We start from the raw sequence: 25396 nt of genomic DNA, 5'->3' as shown, positions 1-25396 counted from the left end.
CGCCGGCTATGTAGGCCACCCCCACCACGCTGGGCGACGGCCACGTCCCCGCCCCGCCGATGTACTAACCCCTTACATCCTGCGGGGGGGACGCCGGGGGTGGGGGGGTGGGGTAGCCCCCGCGGTCGACGCATGTCAGGGCCCCTCTCCCCCCACTCACTCGGGCGCTTGCCCGCCTGTCGCCAGCGTCACTTCTGGTTCAGAATCCGTCTCTTCTAGAGGAGTTGGAATGACCCGTACCAAGAAGATCCTCGTCACCCTCGCGATCGCGGCTGCCGCCGCCGCTGTCGGAGCAGGAACGTCGGCCCCGGCGTTCGCCGACAGCCACTCCCCGGTCAGCCCGCCCGACAGTCACTCCCCGGTCAGCCCGTTCGACAGCCACTCCCCCGTCGGCCCGCTGGACGACAGCCACACGCCGTAACCAGCAAGACCAGCGCGCCGCTGCCCAGGGGGTGCGGCAGGACGGGGCCGAGTGACCACTCGGCCCCGTTCCCTTTGCCCTGACCCCTGACTGTCCTGACTGCCGTCGGGCAACTCACCGCCGCATGGCAGGAAAGGTGGGGGGCTAGTCATTGCAGCCATCGGACGGCCCCTTAAGACTGGAGCCCACGGCACGACACCGCCCCGCCCCGGGAAAGGGAGCCAGCCCATGCAGATCGCGATCCTCCTCTACGAAAAGCTCACCGTCCTCGACGCGATAGGCCCCTTCCAGACCCTCGCCGGTCTCCCCGGAGCCGAAGTCGTCTTCGTCGCCGAGCAGGCCGGTCCCGTCCTCGACGACACCGGCACGCTCTCCCTCGTCGCCACGAAGTCGCTCGCCGAGGTCAGCAGCCCGGACATCGTCGTCGTACCGGGGAGCGCCGAGCCCGACCTCAAGAACGAGGCCGTACTCAGCTGGCTTCGTGCCGTCGACGCGCACACCACCTGGACGACGTCCGTCTGCACCGGCTCGCTCATCCTCGCGGCAGCCGGCCTGCTCAAGGGCCGCCGCGCCACGTCCCATTGGATGGCGCTTGAGCAGATCAAGCAGTTCGGGGTCGAGTCCACGGGGGAGCGCGTCGTCTTCGACGGGAAGTACGTCACCGGCGCGGGCGTCTCCGCCGGTATCGACATGGGCCTCACCCTCGCCGGAAAGATCGCGGGCGACGAGCACGCGCAGACCGTACAACTACTCATCGAGTACGACCCCCAGCCGCCGTACAACGCCGGCTCCCCGGAGAAGGCCCCGCCCGCCCTGGTGGAAAAGTTCCGGACACAGGCCGCGTTCTAGCCCCCACCGGCCGCTATCGGGGGCTGCAAGAAAGTCCCACCGACACGCCGCGCAGAGGCCGGATCCGTGGGACTTTTCTGCAATCCGCCCCGCCCAACTACCGGCGGGACGCCAGCGTCGCCTCCACCTTCGCGATGAACGCCTCCGGCGTCCGGAGCACCTCCTCCGCACCGAACCGCAGCACCACCCGCACCTCGGGGCACGCCGCGAGGTCGTTGTAGCGGGCCAAGTCCCGGCGGTGGGCGTCTCGTGAGCCGTGGTAGGCGTAGCCCTCGATCTCGACGGCCACGCCCTCATCCCGGAAGAGGAAATCGGGGCGGCAGCGGCGGCCGTTCGGCGTCAGCAGGTCCACCTGGGTGGAGGGGTGAAGGCCCGCGTCGTGCATCCGCAGCCGCGCCATCGTCTCCGCCGGTGACCCCGCGCGGGGGTCGGCGAGCGCCAACCAGTGGCGCGCCCGGTCGCCGCCGGAGCGCGGGAGGGGGGCGGCCAGGGCCAAAGATGCGGCGATGGACTCCGTGGCGATCAGTGGAGGGCGCCGGACACTGCCCACCGTTCGCCAGGTCAGCGCCGACTCGACGGCCACGAGCGCCTCGTCCCTCGGTCCGCACGGCAGCAGGTCCGCCAGCGTGCGCGCGATCGTCGTGAGCCGTAGCCCTCGCGTCACGGTGACGTCCTCCGGTGGCAGCGGCGACCAGTGCGTACGTGCCCCGGTACGGCGCCGTGAGTGGTGTGGATCGGTGAACTCCGGTTCCGCCGCTCGGAGTAGTTCGATGTTCCAGAGCACCGCCGCCGACCTATGGCTCGCCACCAGGCCCGGCATGGCCAGCTGGCCGGCCCACAGGCAGAGCGACAGGTCCACCGCACGTCCCGGCTCCGCCCAGGCGCCGCCCGAGATCCGCGTCCACCCCTCGGCAGCCAGCCACCGGAACAGCTTGGTCTTGGGCCACCCGGCGTCCATCGCCCAGCGCGCGAGCAGCACCCCTTCGACGGCCAGTTCCGGCAGCTCCGGCGGTCGCGGTTGCGGCCCTCGTGGTTCCCCCATCGCGCCAGGCTCCCGCAACGGGCTCCGGCTCGTGTGCCCTGTGGATAACCCAGCCCTCAAGCCGCGTGGAACGCCCTCAGCCAGTCCACCAGGAGGCGGTTCACCTCGAAGGCGCGCTCCTGTTGTACCCAGTGGCCGCATCCCTCGAGGATGTGCGAGGACAGCAGGCCGGGCAGGGTCTCCGGGTACGCCTTGATCGCGTCGGCCAGCCAGGTCGTCGACGCGTCCTGGTCGCCGCCGATGAACAGTGAAGGCTGGGTGATCGGGGCTCCGTCCCATGCCGCCAGGTCCTCCCAGTCGCGGTCGACGTTGCGGTAGCGGTTGAGCGCGCCGGTCAGGCCGGTGCGCTCGAACTCGGCCGCGTAGACGTCGAGATCGTCCTCCGTCAGCCAGGAGGGCAGAATCGACTCCTCCGCGAAGCGGTCCGACATCTTGCCGCCTCTGGGTACGAAGTGCAGGCTCGGGGCGTCCGGCGGCGGCATCGTGTCCGCCGACACCCCCGCGTAGAACCCCGCGAGCCAACCCCGCACGTCCGGCTCGATCTCCGCTTCCGCCCTCCCCTGCTCCTGGAAGTAGCTGACGTAGAACTCCTCGTCGGGGCCGCCGATCATGGCGAACGCGTCCGAGGGGCGAAATCCGTTCCGGGGTGCGTACGGAACGCTCAGCAGGCCCACCGCCGTGAAGACGTCCGGCTTGAGCAGCGCCGAGTTCGCCGCGATGGCCGAGCCCCAGTCGTGGCCCACGATCGTCGCGGTCTCCGCTCCCAGGGCTCGTACGACACCCACGTTGTCGGCGACGTGCGCCAGCATCCGGTACGCCTCCACCTCACGCGGCTTCGACGAGCGGCCGTATCCGCGCACGTCGATCGCCACCGCGCGGAAGCCCGCCTCGGCGATGACCGGGAGCTGGTGGCGCCACGAGTACCAGGACTCCGGGAAGCCGTGGACCAGGAGAACCAGGGGGCCCGTGCCCTGCTCCACCAGGTGGATCCGGCCGCCTCCAGGGACGTCCACCAGACGGTGGTGCTGTGTGGGGTGCGGCATGTTTCCTCCCGGGTCAGGATCAAGTTCAGGATCAGTCGATACGTCGTACTCCATGATCCTGGGCTGCGCCCTCCCCCGCCCGCGAGGAACTTTGCCGACTTGGCAAATGACTCACCCCCGCGCCACCACCACCGCCGCCTTGAGGTCCGACCAGAACTCCGGGCGGACCGTGACCTTGAACCCCAGCCGGTACACCCTCGTCCGCTCCCTCCCCCGCACCCGCAGCCGCACCTCCGTGGGGCCCGGGTGTGAGCGGAGGATCTCCTTGAGCCGGGCGACCGTGTGCGGGGTCACCTGGGGCTCGTGCATGTCGAGGATCACGGGCGCGTCCGCCGCCGCGTGCGAGAGGTCCGGGACCGAGAGTTCCATGCCCACCAGTCGCGGGACGTCCTCCCGCTTGTCGAGGCGGCCCTTCACGAACACCACCGTGTCCTCCACCAGTTGGGTTGACAGGAGCTGGTACGTCGCCGGGAAGAACATGCACTCCAGCGACCCCGCCAAGTCCTCCACCGTGGCTACCGCCCACGCGTTTCCCTGCTTCGTCACCTTCCGCTGGAGGCCGGAGATGATGCCCCCGATCGTCACCACCGCACCGTCCGCGTGCTCGCCCCCGGTCAGGCTCGCGATCGCCGCGTCGGCCTTGGCCGCGAGGACGTGCTCGATGCCGAACAAGGGGTGGTCGGAGACGTAGAGGCCGAGCATGTCCCGCTCCTGGGCGAGGAGGTACGTCTTCTCCCACTCCTCGGAGGGGAACTCCACACCGCCGTCGGGCGCAAACCCAGATCCCACCGGCCCGCCCCCGTCTCCGAAGAGGTCGAACTGGCCCTCCGCCTCCCTCCTCTTCACCTGTACGACGTTGTCGATCAGAGGCTCGTAGCAGGCGGCAAGCCCCTTGCGCGTGTGGCCCATCTCGTCGAACGCGCCCGCTTTGATGAGGGATTCCGTCGTCCGTTTGTTGCATGCGGTCGCGTCCACCTTCTCCAAGTAGTCGGGGAAGGACTCGTACTTTCCTTTCTCTTTCCTGCACTTGACGATCGCATCGACCACATTCGCTCCGACGTTCCGCACCGCCGTCAGGCCGAAGAGAATGACGTCGTCGCCCTGCGCCGCGAAGTTCGCCACCGACGCGTTCACATTCGGCGGCAGGACCCTGATCCCCATCCGGCGGCACTCGTTGAGATAGACCGCCGACTTGTCCTTGTCGTCACGGACGGAGGTCAGTACGGCGGCCATGTACTCGGCCGGATAATTCGCCTTCAGGTACGCCGTCCAGTACGAGACCAGTGCGTACGCCGCCGCATGCGCCTTGTTGAACGCGTAGCCCGCGAACGGGACAAGGACGTCCCAGACCGCCTGGATCGCCCCGTCGCTGTATCCGCGCTCCCGGCAGCCGTCCCGGAACGGGACGAACTCCTTGTCCAGGACCTCCTTTTTCTTCTTGCCCATGGCTCTGCGCAGCAGATCCGCCTGGCCAAGGGTGTAGCCCGCGAGTACCTGGGCCGCCTTCTGCACCTGCTCCTGGTAGACCACCAGGCCGTAAGTCAGGCCGAGCACATCCCGCAGAGGCTCCTCCACCTCCGGATGGATGGGGGTGATCTCCTGTTGGGCGTTCTTCCGCAGCGCGTAATTCGTGTGCGTATTCATGCCCATCGGGCCGGGGCGGTACAGCGCCGTGACCGCCGTGATGTCCTCGAACTCGTCCGGTTTCATCAGCCGCATCAGGGAACGCATCGGGCCGCCGTCGAACTGGAAGACGCCGAGCGTGTCGCCCCGGCTGAAGAGTTCGAAGGTGCGGGTGTCCGCCAGGGGGATGGAGAGCAGGTCGAGTTGCACGTCTTTGTTCGCCGCCACCATCTTTACCGCGTCGTCCATGATGGTGAGGTTGCGCAGGCCCAGGAAGTCCATCTTGAGCAGGCCGAGCGATTCGCACTGGGGATAGTCCCACTGCGTGATCGTCACGCCGTCGCTGTGCCGCACCCATACCGGCACATGGTCGGTGATCGTCTCGCTGGACATGATGACGCCGGCCGCGTGCACACCCATCTGCCGGACCAGGCCTTCCACGCCCTTCGCGGTGTCGATGACCTTCCGTACGTCGGGTTCGTTCTCGTACATTCCACGGATCTCGCCCGCCTCGCCGTGCCGGGGATGGGCGGGGTCCGTGATGCCCGCGAGTTCAATTCCCTTTCCGCCCGCGTCCGGTGGCATCGCTTTGGTGAGGCGGTCGCCCATCGCGTACGGATATCCGAGCACGCGCGCCGAGTCCTTGATGGCGTTCTTCGCCTTGATCTTTCCGTATGTGCCGATCATGGCGACCTTGTCGGCGCCGTACTTCTCGGTCACGTACCGGATGACTTCCACGCGCCTGCGCTCGTCGAAGTCGATGTCGACGTCCGGCATCGACACGCGTTCGGGGTTCAGGAAGCGCTCGAAGATCAGGCCGTGGGTGATGGGGTCCAGGTCCGTGATTCCCATCGCGTACGAGACCAGCGAACCGGCGGCGGATCCGCGTCCCGGGCCTACCGCGATGCCGTTCTTCTTGGCCCACATGATGAAGTCGGCGACCACCAGGAAGTATCCGGGGAACCCCATCTGGATGATGATGCCCATCTCGTACTCCGCCTGCCGCGCGTACTCGTCCCCCACCCCCTCGGGAAACCGCCGCCGCATTCCCGTGGCCACCTCCTCCCGGAACCAGCTGACCTCCGTATATCCCTCCGGGACATCGAATTTGGGCATGAGGTCGCGCTTCTCGAACATGCCGGTGGTGTCGATCTGCTCGGCGACCAGGAGAGTGTTGGCGCAGCCCTGCTGCCAGGCGTCCGAGGAGTCGATGGCGTACATCTCGGCTGTGGACTTCAGGTGATAGCCGGTGCCGTCGAAACGGAAACGGTCGGGGTCCGAGAGGTTCTTGCCCGTCTGGATGCAGAGAAGGGCGTCGTGCGCGGTCGACTCGTGGGCGTACGTGTAGTGGGAGTCGTTCGTGACCAGGGGCGGGATCCCCAGCTCCTTGCCGATCTTCAGGAGGTCGTCACGGACCCGGCGCTCGATCTCGATGCCGTGGTCCATCAACTCCAGGAAGTAGCGGTCCTTGCCGAAGATCTCCTGGTACTCCCCCGCCGCCTTGCGGGCCTCGTCGAACTGGCCCAGGCGCAAACGGGTCTGTAGCTCTCCCGAGGGGCAGCCGGTGGAGGCGATGAGCCCCTGCGACCACTGGGAGATCGTCTCCTTGTCCATGCGCGGCCACTTCTGGAGCCAGCCTTCGGCGTACGCGTCCGAGGAGAGGCGGAAGAGGTTGTGCAGGCCGGTTTTGTCGGCCGCCCAGAGGGTCTTGTGGGTGTAGCCACCGGAGCCGGACACGTCATCGCGCTTCTGGTGCGGATTGCCCCATTTCACCTTCCGCTTGTCGCGGCGGGACTCCGGCGCCACGTACGCCTCGATGCCGATGATCGGCGTGACTCCCGCGCCTTTGGCCTGGTGGAAGAAGTCGTACGCACCGTGCAGATTGCCGTGGTCCGTCATCGCGATGTGCGACATGCCCATGTCGGTGCAGGCCTTGAACATGTCGCCGAGGCGGGCGGCGCCGTCGAGGAGTGAGTACTGGGTGTGGACGTGCAGGTGAGTGAAGGGCTTCGGCGGCTTCGGCACTTCCACTCCCGTGGTCGGTCGGTCAGGCGCCGTCAGGCGGTCAGTTGGCCAGTCGGTCAGTCGGTCAGTCGGCGGTCGGGGCTGACTCGGCTTCCTCCTCAAGGCGTTGGGCGATGACGCGCAGGCCGACCGCCACCTCGTGAGCCGACGGAGCGTGGTCCGGGTCGATCAGCCACTGCTGGGTCAGGCCCGCGACCAGGGCCATGTGGACCGAGCCGACCGCGCGGGCCGTGTCCGGGTCATCGGCGGCGTCGATGCCGTGCAGGTGGGAGGCCATCTCGGGGCGTGCGCGCTCGTACGCGGCGGCGATCTGCTCGCGGATCTCGGGGGCGCGCTCGGCCTGGGCGAAAGCCTCGATGCTCGCGACCAGCATGGGGCGGTCCGTGGCCTCGGAGCCGATGATGCGGGCCCACATCTGCTCCAGGGGCTCGGGCGCACCGCCCTCCGCGTCGGACGGACTGTCGACGATCGCGGAGCCCCACTCCATGAGCGTCTCCATGAGGGCGGCGTTGAGCAGCGCCTCCTTGGAGCCGTAGTGGTAGTTGATCGTCCCGACGGGGGCGTTGTTCGCGGCTGCCGCGATGTCCCGGGAGGTCGTACGGGCGTATCCCCGCTCCTGGAGGCATCGCTTGGCGCCGGTCATCAGCTGTTCTCGGTGTCCCATGGGCCCACCGTACAACAGACTTGAACGTTCGTTCAGAACGCAGGTTCAGAACAAGCGTTCAAGAGCAGGCGTTCAGGAGGAAACTCGTTGGACAGCCCCCGCGCCCCTCGCCGATAGTGCCGCGCATGACCTCTCTTGTGCGCCACCTCACGTTCGACTGTTCCGACGCCTACCGTCAGGCCACCTTCTGGGCCGAAGTACTCGGCGGGAAGATCGCCGACGACGACTTCCCCGGCGATCCGGAAGCCCTGGTCACCGCCGAAGGCACCACCCTGCTCTTCGTGACCGTGCCCGACGCCAAGACCGTCAAGAACCGCCTGCACGTCGACCTTCAGCCGCAGGACCGCACCCGTGACGAGGAGGTCGAGCGGGTCATCGGGCTCGGCGCCAAACTCGTGGAGGACCACCGGGTGCCCGACGGGCGCGGCTGGGTCACCCTCAGCGACCTGGAGGGCAACGAGTTCTGCGTCGAGCGCAGTGCGGCCGAGCGCGCGGCAACCGAATAGACGCGAGGCCGCCGACTAGGCGCGCCGGCCGCGCAGTTCGCGCTTGAGGACCTTGCCGCTCGCGTTCCTCGGAAGCTCCGTCACGAACTCGATCTCCCTGGGGACTTTGTAGTTCGCCATTTCGCGGCGTGACCACGCGATCAGGTCGTCAGCCGTGAGCACGGCGCCCGGCCGCCGCACCACGTACGCCTTGCCCACCTCGCCGAGCCGCGGATCCGGGACGCCGATCACCGCCACGTCCGCCACCTGCGGATGTACGCCGATCAGCTGCTCTATCTCGGCGGGGTAGGCGTTGAACCCGCCGACGATGAACATGTCCTTGATCCGGTCCGTGATCCGGAGATTGCCCAGCTCGTCGAGGACTCCGACGTCGCCCGTCCGCAGCCAGCCGCCCGGCGTGACCGCCTTCTTCGTCTCCGCCGGGTCCTCGAAGTAGCCCTGCATGACGTTGTGTCCGCGTACGAGGATCTCGCCGGGGTGACCCGGTGAGAGCTCCTCGCCGCCGGGGCTCACCACCCGCACCTCCGTGTCCGGGATGGCCCGGCCCGAGGTCGACGCGATGGTCCGCGCGGTGTCTCCCTGGTGGCACATCGTGACGATGCCGCTCGCCTCAGAGAGGCCGTACGCCGTCAGGACCGTGGCGATGTGCAGTTCGGCGCGCAGCCGCTCGACCAGTTGCAGCGGGACCACCGCCGCGCCCGTCACCACCAGGCGCAGAGCCGACAGGTCGTGCTGGTCGCGGGCGGGGTGGTCGAGGAGGGACTGGTGCAGGGTCGGCGGGCCGGGGAGTACCGAGATCCTCTCCGCGGCCACGTTCGCGAGGACCGTGTCCACGTTGAAGACCGGCTGCGGGACCATCGTCGCGCCGCGCATCAGGCAGGCGATGATCCCCGCCTTGTAGCCGAAGGTGTGGAAGAAGGGGTTGACGATCAGATAGCGGTCGCCTTCGCACAGGCCCGCGAGTTCGCTCCAGATGCCGTAGCAGCGCAGGGTCTGGGCGTGGGTGATCACCGCGCCCTTGGGGCGGCCTGTCGTGCCCGAGGTGTAGACGATGTCCGAGGGGTCGGCGCCGTCGACGGCGTCCGCGCGCGCCCGTACGTCCTGGCCGTTCACGCCGTCGCCGCTGGCCAGGAAGTCCTTCCAGGCACGGAAGTCCTCGGGGGCGTCGTCGGACAGGACCACCACCTGCTCCAGGTGCGGGAGGCCGGGCAGCGGGCCGTCCCCCTTCCCCTCCACCGCCGCGCGGCGCAGCGAGGCGACGTACGACGTACCGAGGAAGGTGCCCGTCACGAAGAGCAGCTTCGCGCGGCTGCGTTGCAGTACGTAGGCCGCCTCCGCACCCTTGAAACGGGTGTTCAGGGGGACAAGTACCGCGCCCGCCGATACCGCGCCGAGCGCGGAGACGATCCAGTCCAGGGTGTTGGGGGCCCAGACGGCCACGCGGTCACCGGAGTTGACGCCGTTGGCCATGCACGCGGCGGCGGCCCGCTCCACGCGCCGGCCGAGCTCGGCGTACGAGACGCGGGTGCGGCCCTCGACGACCGCCTCCCGGTCCCCGAACCGCTCGGCCGCCGCCCGGACCAGTCCCGGGATGCTGCCCCACTCCAGGTCGCCGCGCATCACAAGCCCCTCCGCCGCAGTAGCTGACTATCCGTCAGATTAGCTGTAACCTGACGCGCTGTCAGCAGTCGGGACGACGTATGGCGAAGCCCCGGAGCCTCGCCACTACGCCACTCGCGGAGGTGCCGTTGCCCATGGCTTCACTCAAAGACGCTACAGCGATAGTCGGGATCGGGCAGACCGCGTTCGCCAAACAACTGCCCGAGGACGAGAAGACGTTGGCCTGCCGGGCGATCGTCGCCGCGCTCGACGACGCGGGCATCGCCCCCTCGGAGGTCGACGCGTTCGCCTCGTACACGATGGAGGAGACGGACGAGGTCGAGGTCGCCAAGGCGATCGGCGCGGGCGACGTGACCTACTTCAGCAAGGTCGGTTACGGCGGCGGCGGTTCCTGCGCGACCATCGCGCACCTCGCGTCCGCCGTCGCCACCGGGCAGGCGAACGTCGGCATCGCCTGGCGCTCCCGCAAGCGGGGCAGCGGGCCGCGCCCCTGGAAGAACACCGCGGTCCAACTCCCCACCCCCGGCCAGTGGACCCGCCCCTTCGGCCTTCTCCGCCCGGCGGACGAGATCGCGATGCTGGCGCGCCGCTACATGCACGAGTACGGGGCGACCCGCGACCACCTCTTCAATGTCGCCCTCGCGTGCAGGAACCGGGCGAACCAGAATCCGGCCGCGATGATGTACGAACGGCCGCTGACCCGCGAGATGTACATGTCGTCGCGCTGGATCAGCGAGCCCCTCTGCCTCTTCGACAACTGCCTGGAGACGGACGGCGCGTTGGCGTGCGTGATCGTGTCCGCCGAGCGGGCGCGGGACTGCCGGCAGAAGCCCGTGTACGTCCACTCCGTCGCCCAGGGCCTGCCCGCGCAGCACCACGGGATGGTCAACTACTGGAACGACGACCCGCTGACAGGACCCGCGTGGACAGCGGCCCGACACCTCTGGAAGCAGGCGGACTTCGGCCCGCAGGACGTGGACGTCGCCCAGATCTACGACGCGTTCACCCCGCTGATTCCCCTGTCCCTGGAGGGATACGGCTTCTGCGGCCGGGGCGAGGGCGGCGCGTTCACGGAGGGCGGCGCGCTGGAGAGCGGGGGCCGCCTGCCGATCAACACCGGGGGCGGCGGCCTGAGCGAGGCGTACGTACACGGCTTCAACCTCATCAACGAAGGCGTGAAGCAACTCCGGGGCACGAGCACGGCACAAGTACCCAACGCGGCAACGTGTTTGGTGACGGCGGGCGAGGGCGTACCGACGTCGGCGGTCCTGCTGCGGGCCCCATAGGGGCGCGAGGCTGTTTACATATGCGGCTCCGCCGCGTGAGCGCGAGCAACCACATCAGACCCGCACCCGGAAGAGGCCAGAACATGGCAGACGCGACGACAGAGACCGAGCCCCTACTGCCCCCCACCATCGACAACGACGGCGCCCCCTTCTGGGAGTACGCCGCCCAGGGCGAACTCCGGATACAAGCCTGCACCGCCTGCGGCGAGCTGAGGTTCCCGCCCAGGCCCTGCTGCCCGCACTGCCAGTCCTTCGACAGCGAGTGGCGCAGGATGAGCGGGCGGGGCCGCATCTGGTCCTACGTCCGCCCGCACCCGCCCCTGCTCCCCGCCTACGCCGAGCAGGCGCCGTACAACGCGATCATCGTCGAGCTGGCCGACGCCCCGCGTATCCGCCTGGTCGGCAACCTCGTCGCCGCCCCGGACGCCCCGCTGAACTCCGTCGAACCCGACCGGCTGCGCATCGGCGCGAAGGTGCAGATCGCGTTCACCGACGTGGGCGGGATCGCGACGCCCCGCTGGCTTCTGGAGCGGCCATGACGGCTGCGGGCGCCCTGCGTACGGTGATCGACAAGGACACGGGCGTGGCGGTCGTCACGCTTGACCGCCCCGCCCGCCACAACGCCATCGACGCGGAGACGGCAGCGCAACTGGCGGCGGCCTGGCGGGAGTTCCGCTTCGACGACGGCGTTCGGGCGATCGTCCTCACCGGCGCCGGGGAGAAGGCGTTCTGCACGGGCATCGACCGCGACACGGACGTAGCGCAGCCCGGATCCCCCTTTTCGATGGACGATCCGCTCCTGTCCATCGGCCCCAAGGCCAACGACCTGTGGAAGCCGGTCATCGCCGCCGTCAACGGCATGGCGTGCGGCGGCGCCTTCTATCTCCTGGGCGAGGCGGAGTTCGTCATCGCCGCCGAGCACGCCACGTTCTTCGACCCGCACACCACGTACGGCATGGTCAGCGCGTACGAGGCGATCCTCATGGCGCAGCGCATGCCGCTCGGCGAGGTCGCGAGGATGTCGCTGATGGGGACGGCCGAGCGGCTCTCCGCGCGGCGGGCGTACGAGATCGGCCTGGTATCCGAGCTGGTCGCGTCCGCCGATCTGCCGGCGGCGGCCGTCCGCGCGGCCGAGGTCATCGCCTCCTGTCCGACGGAGCCGGTCCAGGGCACGGTGCGCGCGCTCTGGGCGGCGAAGGAGGCGGCCCGCACCCAGGCCCTGGCCCAGGCACCACACCTCATCGCGCTCGGCAATCTGCCGCCGGAGCGACAAGCGGGGCTCTTCACGGGGCGCGGGTCCGAATTCCGTACCAGGTGACGAGTGAACGAGGCGGGCCGGCCACCGTAGCCGGCCACCGTCTCGCGGGGTTCATCCACTCGGCGTAACGTCACAAGTGGACGGCCGCCGTCCGAAGCCCCTTCCAACGCCGGCGCGACGGCCGTCACGGGACGGGCGGGGCTCGACCCGGAGTGAACGGGTCCGCTAGGACCGAGCGGTGCCGGTCCCCCGCTCCGCGTCCAGCGCGTACACGCACCGGTCCTTGCTGCACGCGTACACGACGCCGTCCCGCACCACGGGTGCCCCGGTGATCTCGCCGCCGGTGGCCAGCTTCCAGCGCAGGCGGCCGTCGTCGGCCTTCAGCGTGTACAGCAGGTGGTCCGTCGAACCGAAGTGGATCCGCCGGTCGGCCACGACGGGCGTGCCGACGACCTCTCCGCCGGCCTGGAAGCGCCACTTGGGCGTCCCCGTCACCGCGTCAAGGGTGTAGAGCCCCTTGCCGCTGCCTACGTGCACATGGCCGTCGGCGACGAGCACGGGCTCGATCGACGCCCGGGACTCCGTGGCGATGCGCCAACGGTCACGGCCGTCCATGGCGTCGAGGGCGTACACGGTCCCGAGGTAGTCCGCCAGGTACACGCCGCCTCCGGTGACCGCGGGTCCCGGCGCGAACGCGGGCGGACACAGGAAGGCCGCCGGCGCCTCGAAGTGCCAGCGGACGTGCCCGCCGGCCACGTCGATCGCCAGGACACGGGACCCCGCGGACACGTACACGTACCCGTCCTGCGCGGGCGCGAGCCGCACCGGCACGCCGCCGCAGGAGGCCGCGTCGCCGATGGGGTACGACCACCGCTCCTCGCCCGTACGGGCCTCGATCGCACGCAGGCGCGCGCCCTTCCAGACGTAGACCGTGCCGTCGTGGACGACGGGTCCCGCCTCGGGGGTCTCGAAGTCGGTCTGGGCCCCGGTGATCTCCCAGAGCTTCTCGCCGTTCACGGCCTCCCAGGCCTGTACGCCGCCGCCGCGCGTCCCGGTGACGACGGTGCCGTGGTCGGCCTGCAGGGAGTACACCCAGGCGTCGGTCGACAGGCGCCACAGGTCGGTGCCCTCGGCGCCGTCGAGGGCGTAGAGCGTGGGGCCGTCCGAGGCGTGGATACGTCCGTCGGCGACCGCCATGGACCAGGCGACGTCGCGCGTCTTGAAGCTGCGGCGGCCCGTGCCGACGTCCAGGGCGTGGACCTCGAAAGACGTGACGTACACGAGGTTCCCCGCGACGGCGGGTGTCCCCCACACGTCGTTGGACATCCGGAAGCGCCACGGCCGCCACGCGGCCCCCGCGTCCGGCGCGGCGGCAGGGGCGGGCACCACGGGGTCGACGCCGTTCGTCGCGGCCTTGGACCGCGACCACGAGGCGGCGAGGCCGCCGTCGGCGGGCGGCGCGCTCTCGGCGGCGGCACGGGCGTCGGCCACGCGCGGTCCTGGACCGATCGGTACCTTCGCCCCTGCGAGGTGCACGGGACCGGCGTCCGGCACGTTCCCGAAGGGAGGCGGCTGCGTCGGCGGCGCAGGCGGCGCGTGCCGCGGAGGCGGCGGTGCCACGGCGGGGGCGCCACCACGGCCGCCGCCGCTGCGCCCGGAGCCGGCGAGCGCGGCCCGCACGGGCGGACGGCCGCCCCGGCGGGCCTCGATCAGCGCGACGGCCCGCTCAGGCAGCCACGCGGAGGCCGTGCCGCTGTCGCCGTCCTCGCTCTCCGAGGCGAAGAGGTGGGGTGCGAGCTGGGCCTGGAGGTCGTTGGGGCTCGGCCGCAGCGGAGCCTCCATCTGCATGCACGTCTCGATGAGCGGGCGCAGCTCGTCCGGGAGTCCCGCCAGGTCAGGGCCCTCGCGGAGCAGCATGAAGACGGTCTCGACGGGGTTCGCGCCGTGGAAGGGCGCGTGCCCGGTGGCGGCGAAGACGAGCATCGAGCCGAGCGAGAAGACGTCACTCGCGCCGGTCACGCTGCGCGAGTCCTTCGCCTGCTCGGGCGACATGTACGCGGGTGTGCCGACGGCGACGTTCGTCATGGTCAGCCGGGTGTTGGAGACGCCGGACGCGATGCCGAAGTCGATCACGCGCGGCCCGTCCTCCACCACGAGGACGTTCGACGGCTTGAGGTCACGGTGGACGAGGCCCGCGCCGTGGATGGACTCCAGGGCCTCGGCGACGCCGGCCGCAAGCCAGCGCACTGCCTGGGTGGGCAGCGGCCCGTGTTCATTCACTATTTCTTCGAGCGAGGGTGCGGGCACGTACGCGGTGGCCAGCCACGGCACCGCCGCACGCGGGTCGGCGTCCACGACAGCGGCCGTATAGAAACCGGACACGGCCCGTGCCGCCTCGACCTCACGCGTGAAGCGGACGCGGAACAGCTGGTCCTCGGCGAGCTCGGTCCTGACCGTCTTGATCGCCACGCGCCGCCCTGACGCGGAGCGCGCGAGGTAGACAAGGCCCATGCCACCGGCTCCGAGCCGGCCGAGCACCTCGAACGGGCCGATCCGCCTCGGATCGTGCTGCGTCAGCTGATCCACCACTTGCCCTGCCACCTCCCCGTACGCGGGCGCCGTATGAGCGGCCCCGTGCAGCGTCTCACCACCGAGCCGCTCCGGCGGCACGCACCCTGATTCTTCCTGTACGGGGCGGTGGTTGCGAACCCGGGGCGGGATCAGGGTGTTGTGGGACAAAGAAGACTCAGGAAGAGACGAGATGTGCGAGTGGTATTTGATTCGAACGCATGAGCTATTCGAGTACGGCCCCGGACCGGTGCGCGGAATGGAGGACGAATACCGCCTCCAACCCCATTTGCACTCGGCCGAATCGCGCTCCGATCACCCCTCGGTAAGCTGACGGCATGACAGGACAGGTACGTACCGTCGACGGCCGCGTGGCCGGTCGGCGCGGTCAAGCGACGCGTCAGAAGCTGCTCGACTGCCTCAGCGAGATGCTCAGCTCCTCGCCCTACCGGGACGTCAAAGTCATCGACGTCGCCCGGAAGGCGGGGACTTCACCCGCGACCTTCTATCAATACTTCCCCGACGTCGAGGGCGCCGTCCTTGAGATCGCCGAGCAAATGGCGGCCGAGGGCGCGGAGTTGACCCAGCTCCTCGACGGCCGGTCCTGGGTCGGCAAGGCGGGGTGGCAGACCTCGCAGGAGCTGGTCGAGGGCTTCCTCGATTTCTGGCGCAAGAACGACGCGATCCTCCGGGTCGTCGATCTGGGCGCCGCGGAGGGCGACAAACGCTTCTACAAGCTCCGCATGAAGATCCTGAACTCGGTCAACAACTCCCTTACCGACACGGTCAAGGAGCTCCAGGCCAAGGGCAAGGTCGACAAGGACGTGAACCCGGCGGCGATGGCGGGCTCCCTGGTGGCGATGCTCGCCGCGGTCGCCTCGCACCAGCGGGGTTTCCAGACGTGGGGCGTCAAGCAGGCCGAACTGAAGCCCAACCTCGCACTGTTGGTGCATTTGGGCGTAACAGGCAAGAAGCCGACGAAGTAGCGCATTACGTACGTGTACGTCACTTCTGACGCTCTTCTCTCTGACGCTTCTTCAAGTCCTGTCACCGCAGCGGCGGATCACGGAGTTCCAGTGATCCGCCGCTGTGTTCCCCGGGCACTTGGTCCGTGCGTCTAGTCCGTGCGTCTAGTCCGTGCGTCGCTCCAGGCGAAACAGGCGGATCTCCCGTTCCACGCGGGACTGGTACGTCGCGTACGGCGGCCAGAACTTCAGCACCGCCTCCCATGCCGCCACCCGCTCATCGCCCGCCAACAGCCGCGCCCTGACCGGAATGTCCGCGCCCTGCCAGCTGACGTCGGCGTCGGGATGGGCGATGAGGTTGCCGGTCCAGGCGGGATGCCCCGGGCGCCCGAAGTTGGAGCCGACGAGGATCCAACTCCCCGGCTCCTCCGGCATACAGGCCAAGGGAGTGCGCCGCGGGACCCCGCTCTTGGCGCCGCGCACCGTCAGGATCACCCCCGGCAGCATCTTCGCGCTGAGCAGCACCTTGCCGCGCGTGAGGCGGTGCACCGTGCGGTCCATCGCGGGGATGAAGTGCGGGGCGATCTTCGCGAAGGTCCGGGTGGACGACATCTTCTGCATCAGGCGGACACCGGGGGGCATCAGACGGCCACCGTCGGGGGCGGGGTCGTGCGCAATGCTGGAGTCGGGGTCGGGGTCGGGGTCGGGGTGCGGGTCGGCGTCGGTGCGAACAGGTCGGCCTGTTCCGCCGCGCGCGCCCGCAGCCGGTGCCCGGGCCCGAAGAGCAGTTCGTCGCTGGACGCCCGCTTGAAGTACAGATGCGCCTCGTGCTCCCAGGTGAACCCGATGCCGCCGTGCAACTGCACGGCCTCCGACGCGGCGGTCCGCAGCGTGTCGAGGGCCTGCGCGAGCGCCAGTCCCCCCACTCGTTCGGAGCCCGTCCCGGCCTGTCCGGAGTCTGCCCCCACCTGCTCGGAGCCCGCCCCGGCGGCCCACGCCGCGTAGTACGCCGCCGACCGCGCGGCCTGCACCTGCACATACACATCCGCGAGCCGGTGCTTGACGGCCTGGAAGGACCCGATCGCCCTCCCGAACTGCTCACGCTGCTTGACGTACTCGACCGTCCGCTCAAGTGCCCGGTCCGCCGCGCCCACGGCCTCCGCGGCCAGCACGGTGGCGGCGGCGTCACCGACCTCCGCCAGCGCCCCCGGCACATCGGCGTCGTCGGCACTGCCCAGCAACTCCGCCTCCACGTCACGCAGTTCGACGCGGGCCTGCGGCCGGGTCTCGTCGAGGGACGTCTGCCGGGTCCGTACGAGTCCGGCGGCCCCCTCGTGCACCAGGTAGAGGAGCGTACGAGAACGGGCGTAGCCCCCCGTGTGCGCGGCCACGACGAGCAGTCCCGCGCTGTGCCCGTCGAGGACCTGCTCGGCCTGGCCGTAGAGCCGCCAGACACCGTCCGAGAGCTTGGCCTGCACGCCGCCCGCACGGCCGCCGCCCGACCAGTCGCCGAGGTTGTCGCCGACGAGGCCGAGCGCGGTGGCGAGCCCGGTGCCGGGCACGGCGAGCGCGGCGGTCAGGCCGCCCGCCGCGATGCGGGACAGCAGCTCCGACCGCTGCTCCTCGGTACCGAGCCGCTGGAGGAGCGGGGCGACGAGCGCGGCCGTGGCGAAGAGGGGCGAGGGGGCGAGGGCGCGGCCCAGTTCCTCGCTGCTGAGGGCGAGCTCCGCCGAGCCGCACCCCACTCCGCCGTACGCCTCGGGGACGGCGATACCGGGCAGGCCGAGCTGTTCGGCGAGGGCGGACCAGAAGGTGGCGTCGTACCCGGCGGGGGTGCGGACCGCGGTCTTCACCTCGTCGGGGCCGCAGCGTTTGGTGACGAGCTCACGAAGGGTGCGGCGGATTTCTTCCTGCTCCGCGGTGAAGGCGGCGTCCATCGGCGAGCTCCTCCCCCGGGTCGCGGCCGTACCCCTCGGCGCCGTGCACGAGGGCGAACCGACCCGGATCTGACGAGCCGTCATGCTAGGACGGCGATCGCCAGATGCACAGGGCCGCGACGGCACGTAACACCTCCCTGGGTCACCTGTATCTGATGTACCGTCAGATTCATGCCAACTCCCCTCCCTTCAGGACCCCGTGAGGCGCCGACCGGTGCGGACACGGCGAACCGCCCGCGCAAGGTGGCCGTCGTCGGCATATCCCTCTCCGACTGCGGCCGCGTCGACGAGGCCACCCCCTACGCCCTGCACGCCCAGGCCGCCCGCCGCGCCCTGGCCGACTCGGGCCTCGGCCGCGAGGTCATCGACGGCATCGCCTCCGCGGGCCTCGGGACGCTCGCCCCGGTCGAGGTCGCCGAGTACCTGGGCCTGAAGCCACGCTGGGTCGACTCCACCTCCGTCGGCGGCTCCACCTGGGAGGTCATGGCGGCCCACGCGGCGGACGCGATCGCCGCGGGCCGCGCCAACGCCGTACTCCTCGTGTACGGATCGACGGCGAGGGCCGACATCAAGGCGAAACGGCGCACGTCGAACCTGGCGTTCGGCGCGCGCGGCCCCCTCCAGTTCGAGGTCCCGTACGGCCACTCCCTGATCTCCAAGTACGCGATGGCCGCGCGCCGCCACATGCACGAGTACGGCACGACGCTCGAACAGCTCGCCTCCGTCGCGGTCCAGGCACGGGCGAACGCCGCGACCAACCCCGACGCGATGTACCGCGACCCGATCACGGTCGACGAGGTCCTTGGCGGCCCGATGATCGCGGACCCGTTCACCAAACTGCACTGCTGCATACGTTCCGACGGCGGATGCGCGGTGCTCCTCGCGGCGGAGGAGTACGTGGCCGACTGCGCGTCGACGCCGGTCTGGGTGCTCGGCACCGGCGAGCACGTCTCGCACACGACGATGTCGGAGTGGGAGGACTTCACGGTCTCCCCGGCGGCGGTGAGCGGGCGCCTGGCGTTCGAGCGGGCGGGAGTGCGTCCCGAGGACGTCGACGTGGCGGAGATCTACGACGCCTTCACCTACATGACCCTGGTGACGCTTGAGGACCTGGGTTTCTGCGCGAAGGGCGAGGGCGGCGCGTTCGTGGAGAAGGGCCGCCTGCTGAGAGACGGCGAACTGCCCACGAACACGGACGGCGGCGGCCTGTCCGCCCAGCACCCCGGCATGCGCGGCCTGTTCCTGCTTGTGGAAGCGGTACGGCAACTGCGCGGCGACGCGGGCGAGGGCCGCCAGGTGCGGAAGGCGGGAGGAAGACTGCCGGAGGTGGCGGTGGCGTCGGGGACGGGCGGGTGGTTCTGCTCGTCGGGGACGGTGGTGTTGGGGCGGGGGTGAAGCTGAGCGCGGAGGGGGCGGGGGCGGGGGCGAGAGGCCCTCGCCCCGCCCCGCCGGGGTGACGCACGGCCGGGGTGATGCGCGCGGCCCCGGCGACCGCTCCCGTAGATTCGCCGGATGGACGACTCCGACACCAGGCCTGATGACACCGCCCACGGCCGCGCCCTCCTGCGCTCCCTGCGCGTCTGGGACACCGAACTGCCCCCCTTCGACACGGCGACCGCTCCCGCCGACCCGCTCCCCCTGTTCTGGCAGTGGTTCGTGGACGTGGCCGAGGCGGGCCAGGTGGAGCCGCACACCATGACCCTGGCCACGGCGGACGAGTCGGGCCACCCCGACGTACGGACGCTGATGCTGCACGACGCGGACGCGGCCGGCTGGCACTTCGGCTCGCACGCGGGCAGCGCGAAGGGCCGCCAGCTCGCGGCACGCCCCGAGGCCGCGCTCGGCTTCTACTGGCCCGTGCAGGGCCGCCAGGTCCGGGTGCGGGGCCGGGTCACGACGGCGAGCGCCACCGAGAGCCGCGCCGACCTCGCCCGCCGTTCGCCCGGGGCACTGGCGTCGGCCCTGGTCGGCAGGCAGAGCGAGGTACTTCCGTCGTACGGAGATCTGGTGGCCGCATCCCAGGCCGCCTGGGAGCACGCCCAGGCGGAGCCGGACGCCCCGGCGCCGAGCTGGACGCTGTACGTACTCGAACCGGCGGAGGTCGAGTTCTTCCAGGGGGACGCGCGGCGCCGGCATGTGCGGCTGCGGTACCGGAGGGGGACGGACGGTGGCGGCTGGGTCAAGGAGCTGCTGTGGCCGTGAAGGTCACGGCGTGACACCGGACCGCGTGAAGACGTACTGCGCGAAGTCCCGCACCGGGCGGAAGCCGATCCGCTGGTACAGCCCGGTGCTCGTGGGATTGGCGATGTCGGCGAAGAGCAGCACCTCGTCCGCCCCGTCGGCCAGCGCGGCACGGCTGACCTCGACGGTCGCGGCTCCCGCGTAGCCACGGCCACGGAGTTCGGCAGGGGTGTAGACGGGGGCCACCCGGGCCTGGCCCGCGACGCGGCGCGTGCGGCCCGCCATGGCGGCGGGGGTGCCGTCGGGGGTTTCCCAGAGGGTGATGCCTCCGTAAGCGATGCGGGAGTCGGCCCAAGTACCTGAGTCCATCCCCGCGTTCTCCCCCAAGGCCTCGGCGAACTCCCGGTGCCAGCGCGTCAGCAGCTCCCGGTCCGCCTCGGTGGCGACGCGCGCGGCACCTTCGGGGGCGGGATCGGGCGGGGTGAGGGTGCCCAGGCGGTACAGCCGGTCGCGGTAGGACACTTCGGCGACGGCCCCGGTGTTCCGCTGCCAGGCCTGCGCGAACGCCTCGGCGGTCTCCCGCTCGGCGCCGACTCCCGGCAGCTCCTCGCCCGCGTCGGCGAGCAGCGCGGCAAGGTCATCGGCGGCGGCCTTGTCGGTGAGCGGGCTCAGCGAGAGCCGGTGCGGCGGGGTCCACAGGAAGACGCCGTCCACGGCGCCGTCGGCTCCGGAACCGCTGCCTTCGGTGCCGCCGCCTTCGGTGTGGATACCGAAGAGGGGGTCCCTTTCCCCGTACACATGGATGCCACGCGTGCGCAGGGTGTCGGAGACGCTGAGCAGCGCGGTGTGCGCGGCGGGGTCGGAGCGCAGGAAGTCCCCGGCTCGGTCGAGGAATTGATCGAGGTCGGAGGTCAACTGCCAGGTGGCGGAGGGGGTGTCTGAGGAGGCCATGGGCCATGATCCCCCGGACCGCGTACCGCGCGGAAACGGATTAGGGCGCGGGCCTGAACACCGGCACCGTCACACCCTCCCCCGCCCCCGCCCCTTCCCGCTCCCCCACCTCACGGAACGCGACCTCCAGCGCCATCCCGATCCGCAGATCGGCCCGCGGCTCGCCCTCCCCGCTGTCGACGATCTCCGTCATCATGCGCGGCCCCTCGGCGAGGTCGACGACCGCGGCGACGTACGGGACGCGCGTGCCGAACGGCGGCAGGTCGTTCCGGTGCACGACGGACCAGGTGTAGAGCGTGGCACGGCCGCTCGCCCGCTCCCAGCCGCCTTCCTCGCTCCAGCAGTACGGGCAGAACTCGCGCGGGTAGTGGTGCGCCTTGCCGCACCCCCCGCAGCGGCGGATCAGGAGCTGCCCCTCCGAGGCCGCGTCCCAGTAGGGGCGGGTGAAGGCGTCGGGCTCGGGGATGTCGAAGCGCGGGTTCACAGTTCGAGCCAGATGGTGTCCATGCGGCGGTCTCTCCCACTCCGGATACAGGCTCCTGATGCGTCTTCTGACGGTACGTCAGTTCAGCGCATGCCCGACCCGTGCGCAAGAGGCGTACGCAAGAGGGCGTACGGCGCGCGGGCCCTGCGACGTGCTGCGCAGCCCATGGACAGAGGGTCCGCCGCGTACACCCGTGATCAATTCGCAACCGGTTTGGGGCTTGACCGTCCCCCATCAAGTGACCACGTGATTACTCTCAGGTCCATGGCCGACACCACTCCCCCACAAACGCCACAGCAAGATCGCCCCGTGTACGTCGTCGGCGGCGGACCCGGCGGACTCTCCGTGGCGGCCGCCCTGCGTGCACGAGGCGTACGCGCGGTCGTGCTCGAGAAGTCCGACCGGGTCGGCGCCTCCTGGCGCACGCACTACGACCGCCTGCACCTGCACACGACGCGACGCCTCTCCGCACTGCCGGGGCTCGCGATACCGCGCGCCTTCGGACGGTGGGTGTCACGTGACAACGTGCTCCGCTACCTGGAGAAGTACGCCGAGTTCCACCAGCTGGAGATCGTCACCGGCGTCGAGGTCTCCCGCCTCGAGCGCGCGGCCGACGGCACGGGCTGGCTCCTTCACGCCACCGGCGGACGGGAGCTGACCGGCAGTGCGGTCGTGATCGCCACCGGGTACAACCACACCCCCCACCTGCCTGACTGGCCCGGCCGCGACACGTACACGGGTGAACTCGTGCACGCGAGCGCCTACCGCGACCCGCACCCCTACCAGGGCAAGGACGTCCTGGTCGTGGGCGCGGGCAACACCGGTGCCGAGATCGCCGTCGACCTCGTCGAAGGCGGCGCCGCGCACGTGCGCCTCGCGGTGCGCACCGCGCCGCACATCGTCCGCCGCTCCACGGCGGGGTGGCCCGCGCAGCGCACGGGCATCCTGTGCCGCAGGCTGCCCGTCTCGCTCGTCGACCGTCTCGCGGGCCCGATCGCGAAGGTGAGCGTCCCCGACCTGTCCGCGCAGGGGCTGCCGCGCCCCGGCACCGGCCTGTACTCCCGCGTCAAGGAGGGCGCGATCCCGGTACAGGACGTGGGCCTGATCGACGCGGTGCGCAAGGGCCGGGTCGAACCGGTCGCGGCCGTCGAGTCCTTCGAGCACGGCAAGATCACCCTCACCGACGGCACGCTGATCGCCCCGGAGGCGGTCATCGCGGCCACGGGATACCGGCGCGCCCTGGAGCCGCTCATCGGCGACCTCGGCGTACTCGACAAGAAGGGCGTCCCGCTCGTCCGCGGCGCCCGCACCTCGAAGTCGGCCCCCGGCCTCTACTTCACCGGGTTCACCAACCCCATCAGCGGCATGCTGCGCGAAATGGCCCTGGACGCCGAGAAGATCGCGAAGGCGGTGTCCAGAGCGAGCTGACGAGGCCCCTCGCTCCCCACCCCCTCGGGCGGCTCTCCTGCGGCGCCCCTCTCTCCGATGGCTTGAACCCCCCGCCCCGGTGGCCTCGACCGCCGGGGCGGGGTAGCGCTCGCGTGCACATGGGTACGGATGAGGCAGCGTTCCGGCACGGACGACAAGGGTGTTACGGGCGGTACGGGCAGGCCCCGCTTCAGGCTTTTGCGTGCAGCACTGTTCCTGACACAGCGTCAGTTAAGTAATCTGACTATGCGTCAGTTGAGTTGCTGTCACACAGGAGCGGGGCGGACCGATGCTTGGATCGACTTACGGCACCTTCACCACCGACCCCCGCCGCGCGCGTGTTGTGGCCTGCGGCGAGACCCCGGCACCCGCCGTCCACGGACAGGCCGCCACGGCGGACGACCTGGATGTCGGCGGACGGCCCCTGCACGCCGACATACCGGACCTGGACCGGTTCTTCCGGCCCGAATCCGTCGCCGTCATCGGCGCGTCCGACGCCGACGGACGGCCGAACACCGGCATCACCCGTCAGCTCATGGACTGGGCCGAGCGGGGCGGCGCACGGCTGTATCCCGTGCACCCCACACGCCAGTCCGTCTTCGGCACACCCTGCTTCCCCTCCGTCGCCGACCTGCCGGAACAGGTCGATCTGGCCGTACTCCTCGTCAGTGACCCCCTTCCCGTGATCGAGGAACTCGCCGAGTCCAAGGTGAAGTTCGCCGTCGCCTTCGCCTCCGGATTCGCCGAGACCGGTGAGGAGGGCGCGGCCGCGCAGGCCCGCCTGGCCGCCGCCGTGGAGCGCTCGGGGCTCCGTCTCCTCGGGCCCAACACCAATCTCAACGCCTTCGAGAAGTTCCGCGACGACCTCGAAGGACCGGCGATCGCCCTGATCACCCAGTCCGGCCACCAGGGCCGCCCCGTCTTCACGATGCAGGAGATCGGCGTACGCCTCTCGCACTGGGCGCCCACCGGCAACGAAGCCGATCTGGAGACCGCCGACTTCATCTCCTACTTCGCCGAACGCCCTGAGGTCGGAGCCATCGCCTGTTACGTCGAGGGCCTCAAGGACGGCCGCTCCTTCCTGCTCGCCGCCGACCGCGCCGCCCAGCAAGGCGTGCCCGTCGTCGCGGTCAAGGTCGGCCGCACCGAGACCGGCGCCCGCATGGCCGCCTCACATACCGGCAAACTCACCGGCGCCGACGCGGTCGTCGACGCGGCGATGCGGCAGTTCGGCGTGATCCGCGTGGACGGGCTCGACGAACTTCAGGACACCTCCGCCCTGCTGGCGCGGGCGCGGGCTCCGCAGGCCGAGGGCGTCGTCGTGTATTCGATCTCGGGCGGCACGGGCGCGCACTTCTCGGACCTGGCGACCGAGGCGGGGCTTCGGCTTCCCGCCCTCTCCGACGCCAAGCAGACGGAGCTGCACCAGTGGATACCGGACTACCTCAACGTCGCGAACCCCGTCGACAACGGCGGGCACCCGGTGGGCGACTGGCGCGGCCGGAAGATCATCGACGCGATCCTGGACGACCCGGAGGTGGGGGTGCTGATCTGTCCCATCACCGGGCCCTTTCCGCCCATGAGCGACAAGCTGGCGCAGGACCTGGTGGACGCGGCGGAGCAGACCGACAAGCTGGTGTGCGTGGTGTGGGGCTCGCCCGTGGGCACCGAGGAGGCCTACCGCACGACGCTGCTCGGCTCGTCGCGCGTCGCCACCTTCCGCACGTTCGCCAACTGCATCACGGCGGTGCGCGCCTATCTGGACCACCACCGGTTCACGACCCGCTACCGCTCCCCTTTCGCCGACGCGCCGCGCACGGCCTCCCCCTCTTTCCGCAAGGCCCAGGCCCTGATGCGGCCCGGTCAGCAGCTGAGCGAGCACGCGGCGAAGCAGTTGCTGCGCGCGTACGGGATTCGCGTGCCGCGCGAGCAGTTGGTGACCAGTGCGGCGGCCGCCGTGCGGGCGGCGGGGCTCGTCGGCTACCCGGTGGTGATGAAGGCGTCCGGGGCGCACCTTGCCCACAAGACGGAACTGGGCCTGGTGAAGGTCGGGTTGACCTCGGCCAGCCAGGTGCGCGACGCCTATCGGGAACTGACCGACATCGCCCGCTACGAAGGGATCGCGCTGGACGGCGTCCTTGTCTGCCAGATGGTGGAGCGGGGCGTCGAGATGGTGGTGGGCGTGACGCACGACGACCTGTTCGGGCCGACGGTGACCGTCGGGCTCGGGGGTGTCCTTGTCGAGGTCCTGCGGGACGTGGCCGTGCGGGTGCCGCCCTTCGGTGAGGACCAGGCGCTTGCGATGCTCTCCGAGCTGCGCGGGAGGCCGTTGCTCGACGGGGTCCGTGGCGCGCCCCCGGCCGACATCGACGCCCTCGTCGAGGTGGTGCTTCGGGTACAGCGGATGGCTCTTGAGCTTGGTGACGAACTTGCGGAGCTGGATATCAACCCCCTGATGGTGTTGCCGCGGGGGCAGGGCGCTGTCGCGCTCGATGCCTTGGCCGTATGCCGGTGAGTGTCGCAGCAGACCACCGCTTCGCAGCGG

Annotated in this window: 21 protein-coding genes; 11 read left to right on the top strand and 10 right to left on the bottom strand. The window is 70.4% G+C overall.

All coding sequences use genetic code 11. The annotated features are described in order from the left end of the window. The first annotated feature begins 229 nt into the window (after window positions 1-229). The gene (locus tag ACFQ7F_RS18345) at window positions 230-421 is read left to right on the top strand and encodes a hypothetical protein (RefSeq protein WP_383271505.1); all 192 of its coding nucleotides are present in this window, start codon (window positions 230-232) and stop codon (window positions 419-421) included. Window positions 422-649: 228 nt separating this feature from the next. Next, window positions 650-1270, top strand: a complete 621-nt coding sequence (locus tag ACFQ7F_RS18340) for a DJ-1/PfpI family protein (RefSeq protein ID WP_383271503.1) — start codon at window positions 650-652, stop codon at window positions 1268-1270. 97 nt (window positions 1271-1367) lie between these two features. On the opposite strand, the gene ACFQ7F_RS18335 is transcribed toward ACFQ7F_RS18340, so the two are convergent. From ACFQ7F_RS18335 to ACFQ7F_RS18320, 4 genes are all read right to left on the bottom strand, one after another. Continuing rightward, window positions 1368-2312, bottom strand: coding sequence for an endonuclease domain-containing protein (locus tag ACFQ7F_RS18335; RefSeq protein WP_383271501.1), 945 nt, complete (start codon window positions 2310-2312; stop codon window positions 1368-1370). Window positions 2313-2368: 56 nt separating this feature from the next. Beyond that, window positions 2369-3355, bottom strand: a complete 987-nt coding sequence (locus ACFQ7F_RS18330) for an alpha/beta fold hydrolase (RefSeq protein WP_383271499.1) — start codon at window positions 3353-3355, stop codon at window positions 2369-2371. 111 nt (window positions 3356-3466) lie between these two features. Continuing rightward, window positions 3467-7003 (bottom strand): DNA polymerase III subunit alpha, encoded by a 3537-nt coding sequence (gene dnaE / locus ACFQ7F_RS18325; RefSeq protein WP_383271497.1) that lies wholly within the window; start codon window positions 7001-7003, stop codon window positions 3467-3469. 64 nt (window positions 7004-7067) lie between these two features. Beyond that, window positions 7068-7667 (bottom strand): TetR/AcrR family transcriptional regulator, encoded by a 600-nt coding sequence (locus tag ACFQ7F_RS18320; protein WP_383271495.1) that lies wholly within the window; start codon window positions 7665-7667, stop codon window positions 7068-7070. 125 nt (window positions 7668-7792) lie between these two features. Here ACFQ7F_RS18320 and ACFQ7F_RS18315 point away from each other — a divergent pair, with 125 nt between their 5' ends. Beyond that, entirely contained in the window at window positions 7793-8173 is a 381-nt protein-coding gene (locus ACFQ7F_RS18315; protein WP_383271493.1) for a VOC family protein, read from the top strand. A gap of 15 nt (window positions 8174-8188) precedes the next feature. Here the strand turns inward: ACFQ7F_RS18315 and ACFQ7F_RS18310 are convergent, their stop codons facing one another. After that, window positions 8189-9793, bottom strand: a complete 1605-nt coding sequence (locus ACFQ7F_RS18310; protein WP_383271491.1) for a FadD3 family acyl-CoA ligase — start codon at window positions 9791-9793, stop codon at window positions 8189-8191. Window positions 9794-9927: 134 nt separating this feature from the next. Here ACFQ7F_RS18310 and ACFQ7F_RS18305 point away from each other — a divergent pair, with 134 nt between their 5' ends. From ACFQ7F_RS18305 to ACFQ7F_RS18295, 3 genes are all read left to right on the top strand, one after another. After that, window positions 9928-11079: a lipid-transfer protein gene (locus tag ACFQ7F_RS18305; protein WP_383271489.1), complete on the top strand. Its 1152-nt coding sequence runs from the start codon at window positions 9928-9930 to the stop codon at window positions 11077-11079. 83 nt (window positions 11080-11162) lie between these two features. Further along, window positions 11163-11618, top strand: coding sequence for a Zn-ribbon domain-containing OB-fold protein (locus tag ACFQ7F_RS18300; protein WP_383271487.1), 456 nt, complete (start codon window positions 11163-11165; stop codon window positions 11616-11618). Next, entirely contained in the window at window positions 11615-12397 is a 783-nt protein-coding gene (locus tag ACFQ7F_RS18295; RefSeq protein ID WP_383271485.1) for an enoyl-CoA hydratase/isomerase family protein, read from the top strand. The genes ACFQ7F_RS18300 and ACFQ7F_RS18295 overlap by 4 nt, the downstream gene beginning before the upstream one ends. Window positions 12398-12562: 165 nt before the next feature. On the opposite strand, the gene ACFQ7F_RS18290 is transcribed toward ACFQ7F_RS18295, so the two are convergent. After that, window positions 12563-14926: a PQQ-binding-like beta-propeller repeat protein gene (locus ACFQ7F_RS18290; protein WP_383271511.1), complete on the bottom strand. Its 2364-nt coding sequence runs from the start codon at window positions 14924-14926 to the stop codon at window positions 12563-12565. Window positions 14927-15243: 317 nt separating this feature from the next. Here ACFQ7F_RS18290 and ACFQ7F_RS18285 point away from each other — a divergent pair, with 317 nt between their 5' ends. Then, a complete protein-coding gene (locus tag ACFQ7F_RS18285; RefSeq protein WP_383271483.1) occupies window positions 15244-15891 on the top strand; it encodes a TetR family transcriptional regulator in 648 nt (215 codons plus the stop codon). 144 nt (window positions 15892-16035) lie between these two features. Here the strand turns inward: ACFQ7F_RS18285 and ACFQ7F_RS18280 are convergent, their stop codons facing one another. Both ACFQ7F_RS18280 and ACFQ7F_RS18275 read right to left on the bottom strand, forming a co-directional pair. Next, entirely contained in the window at window positions 16036-16512 is a 477-nt protein-coding gene (locus ACFQ7F_RS18280) for a nitroreductase family deazaflavin-dependent oxidoreductase (RefSeq protein ID WP_383271481.1), read from the bottom strand. Further along, window positions 16512-17807, bottom strand: coding sequence for an acyl-CoA dehydrogenase family protein (locus tag ACFQ7F_RS18275; RefSeq protein WP_383271479.1), 1296 nt, complete (start codon window positions 17805-17807; stop codon window positions 16512-16514). The genes ACFQ7F_RS18280 and ACFQ7F_RS18275 overlap by 1 nt, the downstream gene beginning before the upstream one ends. A 171-nt stretch (window positions 17808-17978) precedes the next feature. Here ACFQ7F_RS18275 and ACFQ7F_RS18270 point away from each other — a divergent pair, with 171 nt between their 5' ends. Further along, window positions 17979-19202 (top strand): acetyl-CoA acetyltransferase, encoded by a 1224-nt coding sequence (locus ACFQ7F_RS18270; RefSeq protein ID WP_383271477.1) that lies wholly within the window; start codon window positions 17979-17981, stop codon window positions 19200-19202. A gap of 117 nt (window positions 19203-19319) precedes the next feature. Continuing rightward, the gene (locus tag ACFQ7F_RS18265) at window positions 19320-20009 is read left to right on the top strand and encodes a pyridoxal 5'-phosphate synthase (protein ID WP_383271475.1); all 690 of its coding nucleotides are present in this window, start codon (window positions 19320-19322) and stop codon (window positions 20007-20009) included. A 3-nt stretch (window positions 20010-20012) separates the two neighbouring features. Here ACFQ7F_RS18265 and ACFQ7F_RS18260 read toward each other — a convergent pair whose 3' ends face one another. Then, the gene (locus ACFQ7F_RS18260; RefSeq protein WP_383271473.1) at window positions 20013-20939 is read right to left on the bottom strand and encodes a GNAT family N-acetyltransferase; all 927 of its coding nucleotides are present in this window, start codon (window positions 20937-20939) and stop codon (window positions 20013-20015) included. Between the two features lie 40 nt (window positions 20940-20979). Continuing rightward, window positions 20980-21423, bottom strand: coding sequence for a Zn-ribbon domain-containing OB-fold protein (locus ACFQ7F_RS18255; RefSeq protein ID WP_383271471.1), 444 nt, complete (start codon window positions 21421-21423; stop codon window positions 20980-20982). 264 nt (window positions 21424-21687) lie between these two features. On the opposite strand from ACFQ7F_RS18255, the gene ACFQ7F_RS18250 reads away from it, so the two are divergent. Both ACFQ7F_RS18250 and ACFQ7F_RS18245 read left to right on the top strand, forming a co-directional pair. Continuing rightward, on the top strand, window positions 21688-22851 hold the full coding sequence (locus ACFQ7F_RS18250; RefSeq protein WP_383271469.1) for a flavin-containing monooxygenase: 1164 nt from the start codon (window positions 21688-21690) through the stop codon (window positions 22849-22851). Between the two features lie 289 nt (window positions 22852-23140). Then, window positions 23141-25366, top strand: a complete 2226-nt coding sequence (locus ACFQ7F_RS18245) for an acetate--CoA ligase family protein (protein ID WP_383271467.1) — start codon at window positions 23141-23143, stop codon at window positions 25364-25366. Window positions 25367-25396: the final 30 nt, after the last annotated feature.

It is taken from the genome of Streptomyces sp. NPDC056486 (assembly GCF_042795295.1).
Classification (GTDB): Bacteria; Actinomycetota; Actinomycetes; order Streptomycetales; family Streptomycetaceae; genus Streptomyces.
Note: the sequence above shows the minus strand (reverse complement) of the source record. Positions and strands in the feature narration are given on the sequence as shown.